We start from the raw sequence: 19,303 nt of genomic DNA, 5'->3' as shown, positions 1-19,303 counted from the left end.
GAATTCGACTGCCCCTACCGATTCCGGCCTTCCGATGCCGCGACAGGATAGCAGATCGTGGCCTGTCGGCCGATCGTCTCTACCCACCCGTCTCGCGCGGGGCAATCAACCGTACGGAGGATTTAAGCGCGAGTCAGCTGCGCTTGCTGCGCCGGACACCGCGCCGGCGGTCCTTGACCGGCGGTTTTGGCGCCAATTCCGGCATTTCGGCCTGAACCTCGCGGTAGCGCGTCAACATCCGTTCAAAACTGGCATTGAGCGTCTCCGCGATATCGGGGCGCTTCTCAAGACTGGCCAGGATGGTCGCGGCCGCCTCGATGGTCGACAGCCCGTCTTTCCGCGGCTCCTTGCGCAGGCGTCCGTATCGGGAGGGATGCGCCGGGTTGAGGATCACGCGCTGGCATTTGAGCATCCAGGGATTGCGCCACCACAGCGCCTTGGCCTGGCTCCAGGTGCCGTCGAGCAACACCACGCCTTCGAGCTTGCCGAGGATCGAACGCTGGTTCTCCGCGACTTCGCCCTTGCGGTTGAGCGCCAGGATCTCGCCCTCGGCCTCCAGATCGGCCGCGCGCGCCGAGCCAAGATAGAGCACGGCCCAGTGCGAGGCGTTCTCGACTGGCCGCGCCAGCGCCTTGGACAGGCTCGGCCAGGACAGGCCGACCCGCACCGTGGCATCGGCAAAGTGCTTCGCAAGCAGCCGGGCGGTGCCGAGCGCCCTGTCCTGCTCCTGCGGATGCTGGAGGATCAGGAGCGAGAGCCGGTTCTTGATCGGCGTGACACTGTCGCAGATGCACAGCGGCATCGGCTTCTGGCAGTGCGGGCATTCGGGGATCGGATCGGCCGGCACGGCGGCTGTGGGGTTCGACATGGTCGCCGCTATACGCTTGAAGCGGCGGTTCAACAACTCTCTTGCCGGGAGTGGCGCCGCCATAGCCCCGAACCTCGGCACACGACAAAAAGACCGCCCGAAGGCGGTCTCGTTGCGTTGGTATGCCGAATGCGTCGACCGCTCTGCTAGACCGGCGTTCCGGCAGCGTCTCTCCAATACACAGTATCATCCGCGGCCACGTTGGCGACCCAAATCGGCTTGTTGAGGTCGGTGTCGTAGAACTGAGCACCTACGTCGACATGGGCTTTGGGGCGGGGATTGGGAGGCGATGGTCATGAAGTGTGGTGGTGAGGCCGTAATACACGCCCCAGTTGATCGCCGAATGACGTTATCGCTCGGACTTGGTGACGTCTTGGAGGGTACGATCTTTCTACAAGGCTGCTGCGTTGCGTGACGTTCCGCGCTCGAAGGCCTTTCGTCCCGTGCGCTCTTTCGTCTTCGCAATGAGGTGTACGGCGGCTTGAGCCCGACGTGACTTGGCTGTCGGGCTCACGGCACGGGGCGTTTGCGCATGAACGCCGTCAACACCGTCTTGAACGGAGCCGGCGTGCAGTGCTGAACCGCTAGCAACAGCGAATAGAGCAGCTTCGATCCGAAATAGTAGGCCGGCTCCGCGTCCCACGGGATCACATACAGATCGTATCGGGAGGCGGGAAAATGCCGTTTGAACGCGCCGGCAGTGTTCAGCCGATAGACGGCCGGGAAGACATCCTCGCCCTTGCGGTCGTCCTGGGCCGACTGGATGATGCGGGCATGCAACTGGTCGGGGATCATCCGGTTGGCGAGTGCGATGTATCCATAGCGGTTGGGCGTGCGCGCGCAGATCCAGCCGCCCGGCTTGAGCACGCGGTCGAGTTCACGGGCGGCTCTGGCAGGATCCTGGAGATGCTCGAACACAAAATCCGATACGATCACGTCGATGGATTGATCGACGATCGGAAGCTCTCCGTCGGGTGTGATCACGAACGCCCGATCCAGCGCCTTGTTGGTCGTGACAGCCGGGTCGACATCCACCCCGACGAGCTCGCGCACCCGTCCCTTCAACGACCGCAGACTGCGCCGGTAGGCGACCGAATCCTCGCTCTGGCCGGCGCCTCGCCCGGCGCCAAAGTCCAGCACGACGGAATCCGGTCCAACCAAGGCCCCGACCCGCTGCCAGAACTGAATCGTGCCATCGACCCGAGAGAATCCACCCGCCGCAATCTCCGGGAAAAAGTGCGATCCGACGGTATTAGCCATTTGGCCAATCACTCCAAAGCAACACGAGCCAGCCGATTTCCGCTCGCCCACAAGGGTTCCCAAGCACGTCACACATTCTCGGGGCGGGATTCCGTTCGAATGCAACAGCTTCGGGCGGCGCGACGAGCGAAGGCCGCGCCCGTCTCCGTTCTGTAACGAGCTTTGTTGACAGAAATGAGAAGTAACAGCCTTTATGAGAGCAGAATGAGAGCAGATGTTAATTTGACAACATCAAATGTTAGGGGATCGAGCCGACTGACGGTGTCGGAACGTGCGCGATACTTGGCCTATTCCGCCGGTGCGGCCAGCGGGCGCGGCTCGGAGCGGCGGCGCAGGCGGTCGATCAGCAGGTAGATCACGGGCGTCGTGTAGAGCGTCAGGATCTGCGAGACGAACAGTCCGCCGATGATGGTGATGCCGAGCGGACGGCGCAGCTCCGTGCCCGGACCGGTCGCGATGACCAGCGGAATGCCGGCGAACAGCGCCGCCATGGTCGTCATCAGGATGGGGCGGAAGCGCGCCTGGCAGGCCTCGAAGATCGCCTCCGCCGAGGACAGGCCGCGCTGGCGCTCGGCATCGAGTGCGAAGTCCACCATCATGATGCCGTTCTTCTTGACGATGCCGATCAACAGGATGATGCCGACGAAGGCGATCACCGTCAGCGGCGTGTTAGTGAGTTGCAAGGCGAGCAGCGCGCCGAGCCCGGCGGACGGCAGCGTCGAGATGATCGTCAGCGGATGGGCGAGGCTCTCATAGAGCACGCCGAGCACGATATACATCGCCACCAGCGCGCCGAGGATCAGCAGCGGCTGGCGGCCGCTGGTCCTGGCGAAATCGCCCGCGTTGCCGTCAAAACTGCCGCGAATGCCTTCCGGCATGTGCAGCTCCTCGATCGCGCGCTGCACGTTCTGGGTCGCGGTCTGGAGCGGCACGTCCGGCATCAGGTTGAACGACACCGTGGTCGAGGGAAACCCCTGCGAATGGTAGACCGCCAGCGCAGCGAGCCCGCGCGTCGCATGCACCACGGCCGACAGCGGCACCTGCGCGTCATTGGCACCGGCGACATAGATGCGATCGAGGTTGGATGGGTCGACCTGGAATTTCGGGTCGATCTCCAGCACGGTCATATACTGGTTGCGCTGAGTGTAGATGATCCCGATCTGCCGCTGCGAAAATGCATTGTTGAGCGCGTTGTCGATGTCCTGGACCTTGACGCCGAGCGCCGAGGCCTTCTGGCGGTCGATCGAGAGCGTGAGCTGAAGCCCGCCCGGATCGCGGTCGCTCGAAATATCCGTGATGCCCTCGACGCTCTCCATGCGCTTGGCCACGATCGGCGCCCATTTCTGGAGCAGGCTGAGGTCGGTGCTGGTCAGCGTGTACTGGTAGTCGGAATCGCTCTGCCGTCCGCCGGCGCGGACGTCCTGGGCAGCGAACATGAACAGGCGGATGCCGGGCACCGGGTACAGGGCGCGCCTGAGACGGTCGATCACGACCTGCGTCGAGACGTGGTCACGCTCCTCCGGCGGCTTCAGGCTGATGAACATGGTGCCGCGGTTCGAGGTCGCTCCCCCCGGCCCGCCCCCGCTGCCGACCGTCGAGCCGATGCCGGCCACGGCCGGATCCTGCATCACGATGTCGGCGAGCCGCTGCTGCAGGCCGAGCATGGACTGGAACGAGATGTCAGCCGAGGCGCGCGTCGCGCCGATGACGAAACCGGAATCGTCGGTCGGGAAATAGCCCTTGGGGACCTTGATGTAGAGCGTCACCGTGAGGCCGATGGTGGCGAAGAACACCAGCAGCGTCAGCAGCGGATATTGCAGCACGGTGCGCAAGCTGCGGGCGTAAAACGCGACCACGCGCGACAGCGAACCTTCGATCAGCCGATCGAACAGCGTCGCGGTCCCGGACGTGGTCTGCCGGATGTAATGGGCGCAGATCATCGGCGTGACCGTCAGCGACACCAGCGTCGAGACCAGGATCGCAAAGGTCAGCGTCAGCGAGAACTCGCGCAGCAGGCGGCCGACGATGCCGTCCATGAAGATCAGCGGCGTGAAAGCCGCGATCAGCGACAGGCTGATCGAGACCACGGTGAACCCGATCTGCCGGGCGCCTACGAGCGCCGCCTGGAGCGGCCGCATGCCATGTTCGAGATTGCGGTACATGTTCTCGATCATGACGATGGCGTCGTCGACCACGAAGCCGACCGAGATCGCCAGCGCCATCAGCGACAGATTGTCGATCGAGAAGCCCGCGACCCACATCCCGGCGCAGGTTCCGGCCAGCGCCAGCGGCACGGAGATGCCAGCCGCGATCGTCGGTGTCAGCCGCCGCAGGAACACGAACACCACGACCATCACGAGGACGGCGGTTGCCAGCAGCGTCCACTGCATGTCGAGCACGCTGGCGCGGATCGTGCTGGTGCGATCGACCAGCGTGGAAATATCGACACCCGCCGGGATCCATTGCTTCAGCGCCGGGATCAGCGCCTTCACCCGGTCGACGGTGTCGATGACGTTGGCGTCGCCCTGCTTGGTGATCTGGATCAGCACCGCCGGCTGCTTGTTGAACCAGGCGATGGAGCGAGCGTTGCGGACGGAGTCCTCGATGTCGGCGACGTCGGACAGCCGGACGAAATTGCCGTTCGAGCTCTTGATGATGATGTCGCGGAACTCTTTCGCCGTCCGCATCTGCTTGTTCAGCGACAGCGTCTCGCTCTGGCGCTCGCCGTTGAAGATGCCGACGGGACCAAGCGGGTTGGCGTTGATGATCGCGGTCCTGACGTCGTCGGTGGCGATGCCGGCGTTGGACAGTGCGACGGGGTTGAGCTGCACGCGCACCGCCGGCTGGTCGGCGCCGCTCACCGTCACGTCGCCGACACCAGGCACCTGCGAGATGCGCTGCGCGAGCACGGTATCGGCGACGTCGTAGATCGCGCTGGCCGACAGCGTCTTCGAGGTCAGCGCCAGTACGAAAACGGGCGCGCCGGCCGTGTTCGCCTTGCGGAAGCGCGGCAGCGTCGGCAGGTCGCTCGGCAGGTCGATCAGCGCCGCGTTGATCGCCGCCTGCACGTCGCGTGCGGCCTTGTCGATGTTGCGGCCGATGTCGAACTGGAGCTGGATGCTGGTCGTGCCGAGCGACGACGTCGAGGTGATCTGGTTGATGCCCGCGATCTCGCCGAGCCGGCGCTCCAGTGGCGAGGCCACCGTCGCCGCCATCACGGACGGGTCGGCGCCGGGCCGGCTGGCCGACACGAAGATGGCGGGGAAGTCGACGTTCGGGACCGAGGCGACGGGAAGGAACTCGTAGGCGACGACACCCAGCAGGAACAACCCGATCGACAGCAGCGTGGTCGCGACCGGCCGGCGGATGAAGGGCTCCGAGATCGATGCCATCACTGCATCCCCTCGGTCGCGCCCGCGACCGGCGGGCCGCCGGATTCGGCCGGCGGCAGCGCCTGCTCGAGGCGGCGATTGATGCGGTCGAGCGCCAGGTAGATCACGGGCGTGGTGTAGAGCGTCAGAAGCTGGCTCAGCAGCAGGCCGCCGATGATGGAGATACCGAGCGGAAAGCGCAGCTCGGCGCCGGTGCCGCTCTCGATTGCGAGCGGCAGCGCGCCGAACAGCGCCGCCAGCGTCGTCATCATGATCGGACGGAAGCGCAAGAGACAGGCCTGCACGATCGCCTCGTTCGGCGACATCCCCTGCCTGCGCTCGGCCTCGAGCGCGAAGTCGATCATCATGATCGCGTTCTTCTTGACGATGCCCATCAGCAGGATGATGCCGATCAGGCCGATCACCGAGAGGTCCTGACCGCACAGCATCAGTGCCAGGATCGCGCCGACGCCGGCCGAGGGCAGCGTCGACAGGATGGTGATCGGGTGGATGTAGCTCTCATAGAGCACGCCCAGCACGATGTAGATCGTGATGACGGCGGCGAGCAGCAGCCAGGGCTGGCCCGCGAGCGCCTTGGCGAATTCGGCGGCATCGCCGGCATAGACGCCGACGATGCTGTTGGGCATCTCGATCCGGGTCTCGATCGTCTTCACCGCCTCGACGGCATCGCCGAGCGCGGCGCCCGGGGCGAGGTTGAAGCTGAGCGAGATCGACGGGAATTGCGCCTGGTGCGAGATCGCGAGCGGCGCCGTGGTGCGCTTCAGGGTCGCCACGGCCGAGAGCGGCACCTGGGCGTTGGGCGCGCCCACGATGCTGCTCGCCGCGCCCGGCAGATACAGCTTCGACAGGATCGAGGGATCGCGCTGGTACATCGGCAGCGCCTCCAGCACCACGCGGTACTGGTTGGCCTGGCCGTAGATGGTCGAGATCTGCCGCTGCGCGAACGCGTCGTTGAGCGTGTCGGTGATTCCCTGCAGGCTTACGCCGAGCTGTCCGGCCCGGGTCCGGTCCACGTCGAGCTGCGCCCGCAGGCCGCCCTCCTGCGCCTCCGAGGAGACGTCGCGGAACAGCGGATCGCGCCGCATCTCGGCAACAAGCTTGCGCGCCCATTCCGACACCAGCGTCGCATCAGTGCCGGTCAGCGTGTACTGGTATTGCGAGCGGCTCGACTGGGTCGAGATCTGCACGTCCTGCACCGGCTGGAAATAGACGGTCATGCCGGGGATGGCCGACACCCGTTCCTTCAGCCGGGTCACGACCGCGCTGACGTCGTCGCGCCGCTCGCCGCGCGGCTTCAAGGTCATGACCAGGCGTCCGACATTGGTGGTCGGGTTGACCGAGCCCGCCCCGATCACCGAGACCACGCCGACCACGTCAGGGTCGGCCTTGATGGCATCGGCCGCCTCGGCCTGGCGCTTCTGCATCTCGGTGAACGACACGTCAGGTCCCGCCTCAGTCACCGCCGTGATCGAGGCGGTGTCCTGAAGCGGCAAAAAGCCCTTTGGCGCGACGACATAGAGGACGAGGGTCGCGACCAGGGTCGCAAATGTCACGAGCAGCGTGGCGCGCTGGCGTTCCAGGACCCAGAGCAGCGTCCGGTGATAGAACTCGACGGTGCTATCGATGAAGCGGCTGATCGCGGCCAATCCCGGCACCGCCAGTTCCTCATGGGCGTGCTTGAGCAGCCGCGAGCACATCATCGGCGTCAGCGTCAGCGAGACCACGGCCGAGGTCACGACCGCGATCGTCAGCGTCAACGCGAATTCGCGGAACATGCGCCCGACGAGGCCGGACATGAACAGCAGCGGGATGAACACCGCGATCAACGACACCGTCAGCGAGATCACGGTGAAGCCGATTTCGCTGGCCCCCTTCAGCGAGGCCTCCATCGCGCTGTCGCCGTTCTCCATGTGGCGGACGATGTTCTCGATCATGACGATGGCGTCGTCGACGACGAAGCCGGTGCCGATGGTGAGCGCCATCAGCGACAGATTGTCGAGGCTGAAGCCGGCGAAATACATGATGCCGAAGCTCGTGATCAGCGACAGCGGCAGCGCGACGCCCGCGATCAGCGTGGCCCGCAGCGAGCGCAGGAACAGCAGCACCACCAGCGTCACCAAGACGACGCTGAGGATCAGGGTGAACTGCACGTCGCGGACCGAGGCGCGGATCGTGACGGTGCGGTCGGAGACGATGGTGAGTTTCACGCCGGCCGGAATGGCGCGCTGGACTTTTGGGATTTCCGCCCGGATCTGGCTGACGACATCAATGACGTTGGCGCCGGGCTGGCGCTGGATGTCGATGATGACCGCCGGCGTGCCCTGGTACCAGCCGCCGGTGCGGTCGTTCTCGAGGCCATCCACGATCTGCGCGACGTCGCCGATCGTGACCGGGGAGCCGTTGCGGTAGGCGATGATAACAGGCTTGTAGGCGTCGGCAGCGGTGATCTGGTCGTTGGCGGCGATGAGGTAGGATTGCTGCGCGCCGTCGAGCGAGCCTTTTGGCCCGGAGACGTTGGCATTGGAGATCGCAGTGCGCAGATCCTCCATGGCGATGCCATAGGCGGCAAGGCGCGCCAGATCCGCCTGGATGCGCACGGCCGGCTTCAGCCCACCTAGCACCGAGACCCGGCCGACGCCGGAGATCTGGCTCAGCCGCTGCGCCAGAAGCGTGTCGGCGATGTCGCTCATCGCCCGCAGCGAGATCGTGTCGGAGCGAAGCGCCAGGGTCATCACCGGTGCGTCCGCCGGGTTCACCTTGGCGTAGGTCGGCGGATAGGGCAGCGTCTTGGGCAGCACGCCGGCCGCCGCGTTGATCGCGGCCTGCACGTCCTGAGTCGCGCCGTCGATGTCGCGGTTGAGATCGAACTGGAGCGAGATCTGGCTGACGCCGAACGAGCTCGTCGAGTTCATCGCCGTCAGCGACGGGATCTGGCCGAGCTGCCGTTCCAGCGGCGCGGTGATCAGCGAGGCGATCACGTCGGGGCTCGCGCCCGGAAGCTGCGTCGACACCTGCACGGTCGGGAAATCGACCTGCGGCAGCGCCGAGACCGGCAGCGAGAAATAGCCGAGCGCGCCCCCGATCAGCAGGGCGATGCCGAGCAGCGAGGTCGCGATCGGGCGGCGGATGAAGGGTTCGGAGACGCCCATGGGATGTGCCTGCCGCTCAGGCGGCTGTTGTCGGGATCATGGCTGCTTGGCTCCAGGTCCCGATGCCCCCGGCCCCGGTGCCGGTCCGGTCTGCCCCTTCTGGTCGCCTTCGCTGCTGCTCCGTTTGGCGCGGTGCTCGCCGTCCTTGCCCTGTCCGTCCTTTTGCCCGTCCTTGGCCTGCCCGTCCTTCTTCTGCCCATCCGGGCCCCGCGTGCGCTTGCGCGGGGCGAGATCGGCCGACGGTGTCTGGTCATCGCGGCCGACGACCACCTTGGAGCCGTCGGACAGATTGGCAAAGCCCGTCGTGACGACCTTGTCGGTCGGCGACAAGCCGTTGGCAATGACGGCGTCATGCTCGTTCTGCTGGGTCACCGTGACCGGCTTGGCCGAGACGACATTGTCCTCGCCGATGACGTAGCTGAAGGTGCCGATCGGTCCGCGCTGCACCGCCGATGTCGGCACCACCAGCGCCTGCATCAAGGTCTCGACCTTGAGGCGGACATTGACGAACTGGCCCGGCCAGAGCTGATAATTGGCGTTGGGGAATTCCGCCTTGAGCTTGAGCGTGCCCGTGGTCTGGTCGACCTGGTTGTCGATGCCGGTGAGCTTGCCGGTGTCGATCACGGTGATGCCGTCATTGCCGAACACGTCGACGGCGAGCGTGCCCTTCGACGCCGCTGCGTTGACGCGCATGATCTGCTGCTGCGGCAGGCTGAACCACACCGCGATCGGCTGCAATTGCGTGATCACCAGGAGGCCCGTGGCGTCGGCGGCGTGGATGATGTTGCCTTGGTCGACCTGGCGCAGGCCGGCGCGGCCGGAGAGCGGCGCCACGATCTTGGTGTAGCTCAACGTCGCCGCCGCATTGTCGATCGCGGCCTGGTCGGCTTTGACCAGCGCCTCGGTCTGCGCGACCGCGGCGCGCTGGGTGTCGGCCTGTTGTTTGGAGCCCGCGTTGGAGGCAGCCAACTGCTCGTAGCGCGTAAGGTCGATGCGCTGGTTGGCGAGTTGCGCCTCGTCCTGCGCTTTCTTGGCGACGGCCTGATCATACGTCGCCTGGTAGAGCGCGGGATCGATCTCGCCGAGCACGTCGCCCTTCTTGACGTCCTGGCCCTCGGTGAATTTCACGGCGATCAGCTTGCCGTCGACCTGCGAGCGCACGGTCACTGTGTTGAGCGCGCGGATCGCACCCACGCCGTCGAGATAGACCGGGACGTCCTGGATGCGGGGTGTCGCCGCCAGCACCGGCACCGGCAGATCGGGCCGCTGGTTGCGGCCATTCGCCTGCTGCGGCTGCTGGTGCCAGACGGTCCAGCCGAAATAGCCGAGCCCGCCAAGGATGGCGAGCGTGATCAGGGTCATGACGAAGCCGCGGCCGCGCGATTTCTTCGCCGTCCCTTCTTTCGCGCCTTCCTTCGTATCCGGCTTAAAGAGCATTGACCGGTTTCTCCATTCGCGGCTCCCAGCCGCCGCCGAGCGCCTGATACAGGCTGACGATGGCGAGAAGCCGTGCGAGTTGGGCCTGCCACAACGCATCTTCGGCCTGAAATAGTGTCTGCTGGACGTTCAGCACAGTCACGATGTCGGCCGTGCCGGCGCGCAATTGCTGCTCGGCGAGATCGAAGGCGCGCTTCGACGAGGTAACGACATCGCGCTGCAATTGTAGCTTGATCGTGGTCTGCTTGATCGAATACAGCGCGTTGTCGACGTCCGCAAACGACTGGATGATGGTCTTGCGGTAGGTCTGGAGCAACTCGTCCTGCCGCGCCTTGGCGAATTCGAAATTGCCGAGGATCTTGCCGCCGTCGAAGATCGGCTGCGTGGCGCTGCCGACGAGCTGGAAGAAGGCCGCATGCGGCTGGAACAGCGAGACCAGCGCCGAGCTCTGATAGCCGCCATTGCCGGTGAGCTGGATCGTCGGAAAGAACTGCGCGCGGGCATTGCCGATGTTCGCGGTCGCCGAGGCGAGCTGTGCCTCCTGGCGGCGGATGTCGGGCCGCTGCGTCAAAAGCTCCGACGGCAGGCCGGGCGTGACGCGCGGGATGGCGATCTTGTTCAGCGAGCCGCCGAGCACGCGGACGCTCTCCGGCGGCCGCGATACCAGCACGGCGAGTGCGTTGACGTTCTGGTCGAGCGTCTGGCGCAGCGGCGGCACCAGCGCCTTCTGGTTGGCGACCACGCTCTCCTGCTGGGCGACGTCGAGATCGGTCCCGGTGCCGGCCTTGCGGCGCTCGCGGATCGCATCGAGGATCCGCTGCGCGCTGGCGATATTGCTCTGGGCGGTGCGCAGCCGGTCCTGCGAGGCCAGCACCTGGAAATAGGCGTTGGCGACGCCGGCGAGCGTCGTCAGCGCGACGACGTCGCGATCGAATCGGTTGGCATTCGCCGTCTCTTCTGCGGCTTGCAGCGCATCGCGGTTCTGGCCCCAGAAGTCGAGCTGGTAGCTCGCGCTCAGCGAGGCCGAATAGTTGACGACTTCGCGGCCGCCGATGGACAGGCCCGAGGCGCTCGAACCCGAGGTGCGTGAATAGGTTTCCGATCCGCCGCCCGACAGGCTCGGCAGCAGCGCCGCGCCCGCCTGCCGCGCCTGGGCGTCGGCCTGGACGATGCGCGCGACGGCGGCGGCGATGTCGAGATTGACGATCTGCGCCTCCTCCATCAGTTGCGTCAGCTCCGCAGAGCGAAAGCCGCGCCACCAATCCAGCGACGGCGGCGCATCCGGCTTGCCCGCGTATTTGTACTGCGTGGGAACATCGAGTGCGGGATCGGGCAAATCCTGCGTCAGCACGCAGGCGCCTGAACTGGCGGCAAGGCACGCCACGGCAGCCCATCGCGCCGCGCGCGACGTCCGGAACGTAAGGCCGGGAGATCGCCTCATGGCGACCGCAGGACCATCCTGTGTCACATCCACCCCCCGCCGGGCAGATAGATCCGCCACCGCAGAGCCGGATTAACCGATTCGTGGCGGAACGGCCGGGGGCGTTTGTGTAACTCGTTCACAGCCGTGATGCTTTCTGCGGAACCTGAAGTTCATACTAGCGGGGCGCGGAACAGGGGGACAGTCCCGCACCTGCGAAATGCGGCCTCGAATGCGTCGATGTCGAACTCACGCAAATACACAATATACCTGTGTCACAGGGCTTTTTTGTATTCCAACCTCGCTCCGGGGCGCATTCAAGCTTACCAAGATTTCATGTGATATTGCTGCCACGCCGACGCCAGCGCCACCGGTCCCGGCAGGCGCTCCACCGAAACCTGCATCGCGGCGCACCGCAGCTTCCCCGGCCTTGGCTGAGCGCACGGCGCGCTTTGATCGGGTGCTGGCCTGCAATTGCGCTGTGCACACGGCGGTGGATTGCCGGAGGTACCCCGCCAGCCCCTTGGCGACCGGCGCAGCGCGCACCTATATCATTCGCATGATTCGACGCTGACCGTTTGCGGGGCGCCCTCGGGTCCAGCGATATGAGGCGTATGGGGGCGCCTGGCTCGCGGTCGGACAGTATCCGTTCAGGTGATGGATCTGCCGATGTCGCATACCATCTCGGTGACGTCAGACACCATAGACACAGTGCTCGCCGATCTGCCGCGCATCGTTCGGCTCGCACTCAGTTTTGGCGCGCGGCTGCGGCGAGGAACGCTCGACGTCACCCTGCCCGACGGACGCGTGATCCGTCTCGGCGGCCAGGAGCCGGGCCCGAATGCGGCGATGCGACTGCACAATTACGGCTTCGCGTCGCGCCTCATCAACAGCGGCGACATCGGCATCGCGGAGGCCTATCTCGCCGGCGACTGGGATACGCCGGACCTGACGCAATTCCTCTACCTGTTCTGCGTCAATCACGATCTGATCCAGGCCATGCTGAACGACAAGCCGCTGATGCGGTTCGTCCAGCTGCTGCAGCACTGGTTCAACCGCAACACCCGCCGTCAGGCGCGGCGCAACATCCATGCCCATTACGACATCGGCAACGCGTTCTATTCAGCCTGGCTCGATCCCGGCATGACCTATTCCTCGGCGCTGTTCGAGGAGAGCACCTCCGATCTCACGGCAGCCCAGACCAACAAATACCGCCGGCTCGCCGAGGCGCTCGACCTGAAGCCGGACCAGACGCTGCTCGAGATCGGCTGCGGTTGGGGCGGCTTCGCCGAGTTCGCCGCAAAGACCTTCGGCACGCGCGTAGTCGGCCTCACGATCTCGACCGAGCAGCGCGATTTTGCGCAGAAGCGCATTCACGAGGCGGGCCTTGCCGACAAGGTCGAGATCCGTCTTCAGGATTATCGCGACGAACGCGACCGCTACGACCGCATCGCCTCGATCGAGATGATCGAGGCCGTCGGCGAGCAGTTCTGGCCGAAATATTTCGCCCAGTTGCGGGACCGGCTGCTGCCCGGCGGCCTCGCCGGCATCCAGGCGATCACGATCCAGGACAGGCTGTTCCAGAGCTACCGGCGCGAGGTGGACTTCATCCAGCGCTACGTCTTTCCCGGCGGCATGCTGCCCTCGCCCGCCGTGCTCAAGTCGCTCGGTGACAGGTTCGGCCTGCCCGTCATTCGCGAGCGCATCTTCGGGCAGGATTATGCCAAGACGCTGGCCACTTGGCGGAATAACTTCCAGACGGCCTGGCCGGGCCTCGTGCCGCTCGGCTTCGACGACCGGTTCCGGCGGCTGTGGGAGTATTACCTGTCCTATTGCGAGGCCGGATTCCTGTCCGGAAATATCGACGTCCGGCAAGTCATCTTCGCAAAGCAGCAATAAGGGTTTGCGGGGTCGGCTTGCAGGGGTCGCTTGCAAGGGTCGCTTGTAAGGCCCGCCACCCTACTTTAGGGTCGCGCCCACCCTATGATCCAGCCGGTAATTGCCTGACATGACCATCAAAAATGACGTTGTCGAAGCCATCGGCAACACCCCGCTCATCAAGCTCAAGCGCGCCTCCGAACTGACCGGCTGCACCATTCTGGGCAAGGCCGAGTTCATGAATCCGGGCCAGTCGGTGAAGGACCGCGCCGGCAAATGGATGATCCTGGAGGCCGAGAAGCGCGGCGAGCTCAAGCCGGGCGGTCTCGTGGTGGAGGCGACCGCCGGCAACACCGGCATCGGCCTCGCGGTCGTGGCGAGCGCGCGCGGCTACCGCACGCTGATCGTGATCCCGGAGACGCAGAGCCAGGAGAAGAAGGATTTTCTGAAGCTGTGCGGCGCCGAGCTGATCGAGGTGCCGGCCCTGCCCTATGCCAATCCCAACAATTATCAGCATGTCGGTCGCCGGCTCGCCGACGAGCTGCGCAAGACCGAGCCCAATGGCGTGCTGTTCGCAGACCAGTGGAACAACCTCGACAATGCGAAGGCGCACTACGAGTCGACGGGCCCCGAGATCTGGGAGCAGACCGGCGGCAAGGTCGACGGCTTCGTCTGCTCGGTCGGCAGCGGCGGCACGCTCGCCGGCGTCAGCCGCTATCTGAAAGAAAAGAACAAGGACGTCCGGATCGCCTGCGCCGATCCGCATGGCGCCGGCATGTTCGAATATTTTCGGAGCGGCGACGCCAAGGCGACGCCGGGCGGCTCGATCACGGAAGGTATCGGCCTCAACCGTGCGACCGCAATCGTCGAGAGCGCGAAGGTGGATGACGCCTATCTTGTTCCCGATGCAGAAGCCGTCACGGTGATCTACGAGTTGCTCCAGCACGAAGGCCTGTGCCTCGGCGGTTCCACCGGCATCAACATCGCCGGCGCGATACGACTCGCGAAACAGCTCGGGCCCGGCAAGACCATCGTCACCGTGCTCTGCGATTCCGGCAGCCGCTATCAGTCGAAGCTGTTCAACGCGGATTTCATGCGCGCCAAGAACCTGCCGGTGCCGGAATGGCTGGAGAAGCGCAGCAACATCAAGCCGCCGTTCGTCTAGGCCGGGAGGGTTGCAGCCGCCCGGACTACGAAGTCCGGCTCAAGTTGAGGCAAGCCGCGGTGCCGTAGCCGTAGGGTGGGCAAAGCGAAGCGTGCCCACCTTGCTTGCCGGAGACTGCGGACGGATGGTGGGCACGGCGCAAAGGCGCCTTTGCTCACCCTACGGGGTCACCGCAAGATCTGGCTCAAGAACAGCTTCGTCCGCGCGTGCTGGGGAGCGGCGAAGAACTCGTTCGGCGTGTTGGCCTCGATGATCTGGCCCGCATCCATGAACACGACGCGGTTGGCGACCTCGCGGGCGAAGCCCATTTCGTGGGTAACAACCAGCATGGTCATGCCCTCCTCGGCGAGGTCGACCATGGTGTCGAGCACTTCCTTGACCATTTCGGGGTCGAGCGCCGAGGTCGGCTCGTCGAACAGCATCACCTTGGGGTTCATCGTCAGCGCGCGTGCGATCGCGACGCGCTGCTGCTGGCCGCCGGACATCTGTCCGGGAAACTTGTTGGCCTGATGCGGGATCTTGACCCGCTCCAGGAATTTCATCGCGTTGACCTCGGCGTCCCTCTTCGGGATGTTCCGCACCCAGATCGGCGCCAGCGTGCAATTCTCCAGGACAGTCAGATGCGGGAACAGGTTGAAGCTCTGGAACACCATGCCGACCTCGCGGCGGACCGCATCGACGTGCTTCAGGTTCGGCCCGAGCTCGATGCCGTCGACGACGATCTCGCCCTCCTGGAATTCCTCGAGCGCGTTGATGCAGCGGATCAAGGTCGACTTGCCCGAGCCTGAGGGGCCGCAGATCACGATGCGCTCGCCCTTCTTGACCTCGAGGTCGATGTCGCGCAGCACGTGGAACTCGCCGTACCATTTGTTGAGGCCGGAAATCTTGACGATGGGGTCGGACATGATGACCTCGATCAGTTGCGACGGTGAGCGTTGAGGCGGTGCTCGACGAAGAGCGAGTAGCGCGACATTCCAAAGCAGAAGATGAAGTAGATGATCCCGGCGAAGGCAAAGCCGGTGAACGCGGTCGACGGCGTCGACCATTTCGGATCCGAGAACGACGCCCTGAGCGAGCCCAGCAGGTCGAACAGCGCCACGATCGAGACCAGCGACGTGTCCTTGAACAGCGAGATGAAGCTGTTGACGAGGTTCGGAATGACGTGGCGCAGCGCCTGCGGCAGCACGATCAGCGAGGTCGTCTTCCACCAGGACAGGCCCAGGGCGGCGGCCGCCTCGCCCTGCCCGCGCGGGATCGCGGCCAGCCCGCCGCGGACGTTCTCGGCCTGATAGGCGCCCGTGAATAGCGAAATGCCGATCAGCGCGCGTACCAGACCGTCGACCGTAAAATTGCCCGGCAGAAACAAGGGCAGCATGTAGGTCGCGAAGAACAGCACGGTGATCAGCGGCACGCCGCGCCAGAACTCGATGAAGGCGATCGAGAAGATCCGGATCAGCGGAATGGTCGAGCGGCGGCCGAGCGCCAGCGCGATGCCGATCGGCAGCGAGGTGACGATGCCGGTCACGGAGACCACCAGCGTCACCAGAAGCCCGCCCCACAGATTTGTGGTCACGACCGGCAAGCCGCCGTGATCGAGCCCCATCAGCTTGATCACGGCCGCGATGCCGATGAAGGTGCCGACGCTGGATGTCAGAGCCCGGCCGCCGGTGCGAACGCCGCCACCGACAGCGAAGGCGATCAGGGAGACGACCGCCGCCGTGATGGCGAAATCGGCCCAGACCGACTGGCCCGTTCCCTGGAGCTGGTCACGGAGCCAGGTCAGCGGAAAGATCAGCCAGTAGATCGCGCTGCCGACCAGCACGATGAGATTGCCGGCCAGCCAGAAGAGCGGTGCGACGGCCGAGGTCTTGGCGAGACTGAGCAGAGCCTGCCCGGCGCCGATGATGCTGTCGTCGAACAATTGCAGCAGGCCGGCCGTCCAGCTCAGGCCGAACCCGGTGATGCCGCCGCCGTGCAGCAGAAAGAACGCAACCACTGGAAAGGCGAAGAAGAAGAGACTTGCGTTCAGTCCTTTCGCCGGCAGGCGCGGAATGAGCAGCGGCAGCAGCAGAGCCGCCGACAGGATCAGCGCGAGATTGACCCGCCAGCGCTCGGCCTCGGGAAAGAAGCCGTAGATCAGTTGCGGCAGCTTGGCCTGGATGAAGGGCCAGCAGGCGCCGACCGTAAAGCCGGCATTCTCGGTCAGGCACGCCGTGCGATCCTTGCCGGTCCAGACCGCATCGACCATCAGGAACTTCACGGCAGGAATGACGGTGAACCAGAGCAGCAAGGCGCCGACGATCGTGAGCAAAATGTTGGTCGGCGAATTGAACAGGCGCGTGCGCATCAGGCCGATGAAGCCCGTGGTCTTGACCGGCGCGGGACGCTCGGTGAGCAGGTCCCGGCGGACATAGGCGGACGAGATGATGTCGCTCATGCGCCCAGACTCCGGCTGACGCGCCAACCGTAGACGCTCATGACGGCGCTCGTGAGCAGCGAGATCAGGAGGTAGACGCCCATCGTCATGGCAATGATCTCGATCGCCTGCCCGGTCTGGCTCAGCGAGGTGCCGGCGAACACCGAGACGAGGTCGGGATAGCCGATCGCGACCGCCAGCGAAGAGTTCTTGGTGAGGTTGAGATACTGGTTGGTCAGCGGCGGCACGATCACGCGCATCGCCTGCGGCACGACGATCAGGCGCAACGTGGTGCCGCGGCTCAGCCCCAGCGAGGATCCCGCTTCCATCTGACCGGAGTGGACAGACAGGATGCCGGCGCGCACGATCTCGGCGATGAAGGCCGCGGTATAGGTCGACAGCGCCAGCGTCAGCGCCACGAATTCCGGGATGACTCTTGAGCCGCCGGCAAAATTGAACCCCTTGAGCTGCGGCAGCTCGAAGGTGAAGGGCAGGCCGAACACCAGCACGGCCGCGAGCGGCAGCCCGAACAGCAGGCCCAGCACATAGGGCCAGATCCGGATCATCTGACCGCGCTGAAATAGCGCCCGCCGCGCATAGAAGCGCAAAACCAGCGAAGCGACGATGCCGAGGACCAGCATCGCCAGGAACGGCTCGAAGCCGCCCTCGCCGATCGGGCGCGGAATGACGAGCCCACGGTTGCTGATGAAGGCGATGCCCAGCAGCGAAATGCTCTGCCGCGGATTGGGCAAGGCCGCGAGAACCGCCAGGTACCAGAACAGGATCTGGAACAGCACCGGCAGATTTCGGCAGATCTCGACATAGATCTCGCCGACGCGCGACAACAGCCAGTTGGGCGACAGCCGGCACAGCGCGACGATGAAGCCGATCACGGTGGCGAAGAAGATGCCCACCACCGAGACCACGAGCGTGTTCAAAAGCCCGACCACGAACACGCGCAGGAATGTGTCCGAGCCGGTGTAGGAGATCAGGGTCTGGTTGACGTCGAAGCCGGCATTGTTCCGGAGGAAGCCGAAGCCGGCGGCAATGTGCTGGTTTTCGAGGTTCGTCCGGGCGTTGGAAACGATCTCATAGCCAATCCAGCCCAGGATCGCCGCGAAGGCAAACTGGACGGCGACGCCGTTCCAGCCTGCCTTGCCGCCCAGAACACGCCTGATCTTCAGCGCGATCTGGGCCGGCGGTTTTCGAGCCTCGGTGCTCATCGCCGCGGATCAGGCGGGATCAGCGGATCGGCGGCGCGTACTGAAGACCGCCCTTATTCCAGAGATTGTTGAGGCCACGGCTGATGCCGAGCGGCGAACCGGCGCCGACGTTGCGATCGAACACCTCGCCGTAATTGCCGGTGGCCTTCACGATCCGCACCACCCAGTCCTTGGTCAGGCCGAGCTGTTCGCCGAAATTGCCGTCGCTGCCGAGCACGCGCTTCAGCTCCGGATTTTCCAGTTTCGCCTTCTCGTCGACGTTCTTCGAGGTCACGCCCAGCTCTTCGGCGGTAACCATGGCGAACAGCGTCCATTTCACGATGTCGAACCACTGGTCGTCGCCGTGACGCACCATCGGCCCGAGCGGCTCCTTCGAGATGATTTCGGGGAGCACCATATGGTCGTTGGGATTGGCAAGCTTGAGGCGGTTGGCGTACAGGCCCGACTGGTCGGTGGTGAAGACGTCGCAGCGCCCGGCTTCATAGGCCTTGACGGTCTCGTCGTTGGTGCCGAACGCGATCACCTCGTACTTCATGTTGTTGGCCTTGAAGTAGTCGGCGAGGTTCTGCTCGGTGGTGGTGCCGGTCTGGACGCAGACCGAGGCGCTGTTGAGCTCGAGCGCCGAATTCACCTTGAGCGACTTCTTCACCATGAAGCCCTGCCCGTCATAATAGGTCACGCCGGTGAAGTTGGCGCCGAGCGAGGTGTCGCGCGAGATGGTCCAGGTGGTGTTGCGCGAGAGCACGTCGATTTCGCCGGATTGCAGCGCCGTGAAACGATCCTTGGCGGACAACGGCACGTACTTGACCTTGGTCGGATCGTTGAAGATCGCGCCTGCGATCGCGCGGCAGAGGTCGACGTCAAGCCCCGTCCAGTTGCCCTTGTCGTCGGGCGAGGAGAAGCCGGGCAGGCCTTGGCTGACGCCGCAGGACAGCATGCCCCGGTCCTTGATGGTCTTGAGCGTTTGCGCATCGGCGGCCTGGGCGGAGAGGCCGGCGGCGACAGCGAGAGTGAGAGCCAGGGTTACGCGTTTCATGGGCTGAAGGCCTTTCAAAGTCGTCTCAAGGTCAGGAATGGCGTCTTTGGGATCGTCTC

Annotated in this window: 12 protein-coding genes; 2 read left to right on the top strand and 10 right to left on the bottom strand. The window is 65.0% G+C overall.

Features of this window, described 5'->3' with window-relative positions; all coding sequences use genetic code 11:
• Positions 1–133 precede the first annotated feature (133 nt).
• From AB7535_RS14250 to AB7535_RS14225, 6 genes are all read right to left on the bottom strand, one after another.
• Positions 134–868 carry a tRNA-uridine aminocarboxypropyltransferase gene (locus AB7535_RS14250; protein ID WP_439036524.1) on the bottom strand — a complete coding sequence of 245 codons (735 nt, stop codon included), beginning with the start codon at positions 866–868 and terminating at the stop codon, positions 134–136.
• Positions 869–1,378: 510 nt separating this feature from the next.
• Complete coding sequence (locus AB7535_RS14245) at positions 1,379–2,179, bottom strand: class I SAM-dependent methyltransferase (protein ID WP_439036523.1); 801 nt, start codon at positions 2,177–2,179, stop codon at positions 1,379–1,381.
• A 236-nt stretch (positions 2,180–2,415) separates the two neighbouring features.
• Positions 2,416–5,520 (bottom strand): efflux RND transporter permease subunit, encoded by a 3,105-nt coding sequence (locus AB7535_RS14240; RefSeq protein ID WP_354265826.1) that lies wholly within the window; start codon positions 5,518–5,520, stop codon positions 2,416–2,418.
• Positions 5,520–8,669, bottom strand: a complete 3,150-nt coding sequence (locus AB7535_RS14235) for an efflux RND transporter permease subunit (protein WP_354265825.1) — start codon at positions 8,667–8,669, stop codon at positions 5,520–5,522. The genes AB7535_RS14240 and AB7535_RS14235 overlap by 1 nt, the downstream gene beginning before the upstream one ends.
• Positions 8,670–8,705: 36 nt before the next feature.
• Complete coding sequence (locus tag AB7535_RS14230; RefSeq protein WP_439036522.1) at positions 8,706–10,106, bottom strand: efflux RND transporter periplasmic adaptor subunit; 1,401 nt, start codon at positions 10,104–10,106, stop codon at positions 8,706–8,708.
• Complete coding sequence (locus tag AB7535_RS14225) at positions 10,096–11,547, bottom strand: efflux transporter outer membrane subunit (RefSeq protein ID WP_354265824.1); 1,452 nt, start codon at positions 11,545–11,547, stop codon at positions 10,096–10,098. The genes AB7535_RS14230 and AB7535_RS14225 overlap by 11 nt, the downstream gene beginning before the upstream one ends.
• 648 nt (positions 11,548–12,195) lie before the next feature.
• On the opposite strand from AB7535_RS14225, the gene AB7535_RS14220 reads away from it, so the two are divergent.
• Together AB7535_RS14220 and AB7535_RS14215 are read left to right on the top strand one after the other, a co-directional pair.
• Positions 12,196–13,425 (top strand): cyclopropane-fatty-acyl-phospholipid synthase family protein, encoded by a 1,230-nt coding sequence (locus AB7535_RS14220; protein WP_354265823.1) that lies wholly within the window; start codon positions 12,196–12,198, stop codon positions 13,423–13,425.
• A 109-nt stretch (positions 13,426–13,534) separates the two neighbouring features.
• On the top strand, positions 13,535–14,569 hold the full coding sequence (locus AB7535_RS14215; protein ID WP_028161359.1) for a cysteine synthase A: 1,035 nt from the start codon (positions 13,535–13,537) through the stop codon (positions 14,567–14,569).
• Positions 14,570–14,736: 167 nt separating this feature from the next.
• Here the strand turns inward: AB7535_RS14215 and AB7535_RS14210 are convergent, their stop codons facing one another.
• From AB7535_RS14210 to AB7535_RS14195, 4 genes are read right to left on the bottom strand one after another with little or no spacing between them, the layout of a single operon-like run.
• The gene (locus AB7535_RS14210; RefSeq protein WP_063983419.1) at positions 14,737–15,474 is read right to left on the bottom strand and encodes an amino acid ABC transporter ATP-binding protein; all 738 of its coding nucleotides are present in this window, start codon (positions 15,472–15,474) and stop codon (positions 14,737–14,739) included.
• A gap of 11 nt (positions 15,475–15,485) precedes the next feature.
• Positions 15,486–17,006, bottom strand: a complete 1,521-nt coding sequence (locus AB7535_RS14205; RefSeq protein ID WP_439036521.1) for an amino acid ABC transporter permease — start codon at positions 17,004–17,006, stop codon at positions 15,486–15,488.
• Entirely contained in the window at positions 17,003–18,208 is a 1,206-nt protein-coding gene (locus AB7535_RS14200) for an amino acid ABC transporter permease (protein WP_247310409.1), read from the bottom strand. The genes AB7535_RS14205 and AB7535_RS14200 overlap by 4 nt, the downstream gene beginning before the upstream one ends.
• 19 nt (positions 18,209–18,227) lie before the next feature.
• A complete protein-coding gene (locus tag AB7535_RS14195; protein ID WP_085401451.1) occupies positions 18,228–19,244 on the bottom strand; it encodes an amino acid ABC transporter substrate-binding protein in 1,017 nt (338 codons plus the stop codon).
• Positions 19,245–19,303 lie beyond the last annotated feature (59 nt).

This window comes from Bradyrhizobium sp. 956_D2_N1_4, assembly GCF_052076025.1.
GTDB lineage: Bacteria > Pseudomonadota > Alphaproteobacteria > Rhizobiales > Xanthobacteraceae > Bradyrhizobium > Bradyrhizobium barranii.
This window is presented reverse-complemented; position numbering and strand designations above follow the sequence as displayed.

Coding starts and splice junctions, on each gene's coding strand:
- AB7535_RS14230 (WP_439036522.1), bottom strand. CDS start 10,106: ATGCTCTTTAAGCCGGATACGAAGGAAGGCGCGAAAGAAGGGACGGCG.
- AB7535_RS14215 (WP_028161359.1), top strand. CDS start 13,535: ATGACCATCAAAAATGACGTTGTCGAAGCCATCGGCAACACCCCGCTC.
- AB7535_RS14205 (WP_439036521.1), bottom strand. CDS start 17,006: ATGAGCGACATCATCTCGTCCGCCTATGTCCGCCGGGACCTGCTCACC.
- AB7535_RS14225 (WP_354265824.1), bottom strand. CDS start 11,547: ATGAGGCGATCTCCCGGCCTTACGTTCCGGACGTCGCGCGCGGCGCGA.
- AB7535_RS14235 (WP_354265825.1), bottom strand. CDS start 8,669: ATGGGCGTCTCCGAACCCTTCATCCGCCGCCCGATCGCGACCTCGCTG.
- AB7535_RS14250 (WP_439036524.1), bottom strand. CDS start 868: ATGTCGAACCCCACAGCCGCCGTGCCGGCCGATCCGATCCCCGAATGC.
- AB7535_RS14240 (WP_354265826.1), bottom strand. CDS start 5,520: ATGGCATCGATCTCGGAGCCCTTCATCCGCCGGCCGGTCGCGACCACG.
- AB7535_RS14195 (WP_085401451.1), bottom strand. CDS start 19,244: ATGAAACGCGTAACCCTGGCTCTCACTCTCGCTGTCGCCGCCGGCCTC.
- AB7535_RS14200 (WP_247310409.1), bottom strand. CDS start 18,208: ATGAGCACCGAGGCTCGAAAACCGCCGGCCCAGATCGCGCTGAAGATC.
- AB7535_RS14220 (WP_354265823.1), top strand. CDS start 12,196: ATGTCGCATACCATCTCGGTGACGTCAGACACCATAGACACAGTGCTC.
- AB7535_RS14210 (WP_063983419.1), bottom strand. CDS start 15,474: ATGTCCGACCCCATCGTCAAGATTTCCGGCCTCAACAAATGGTACGGC.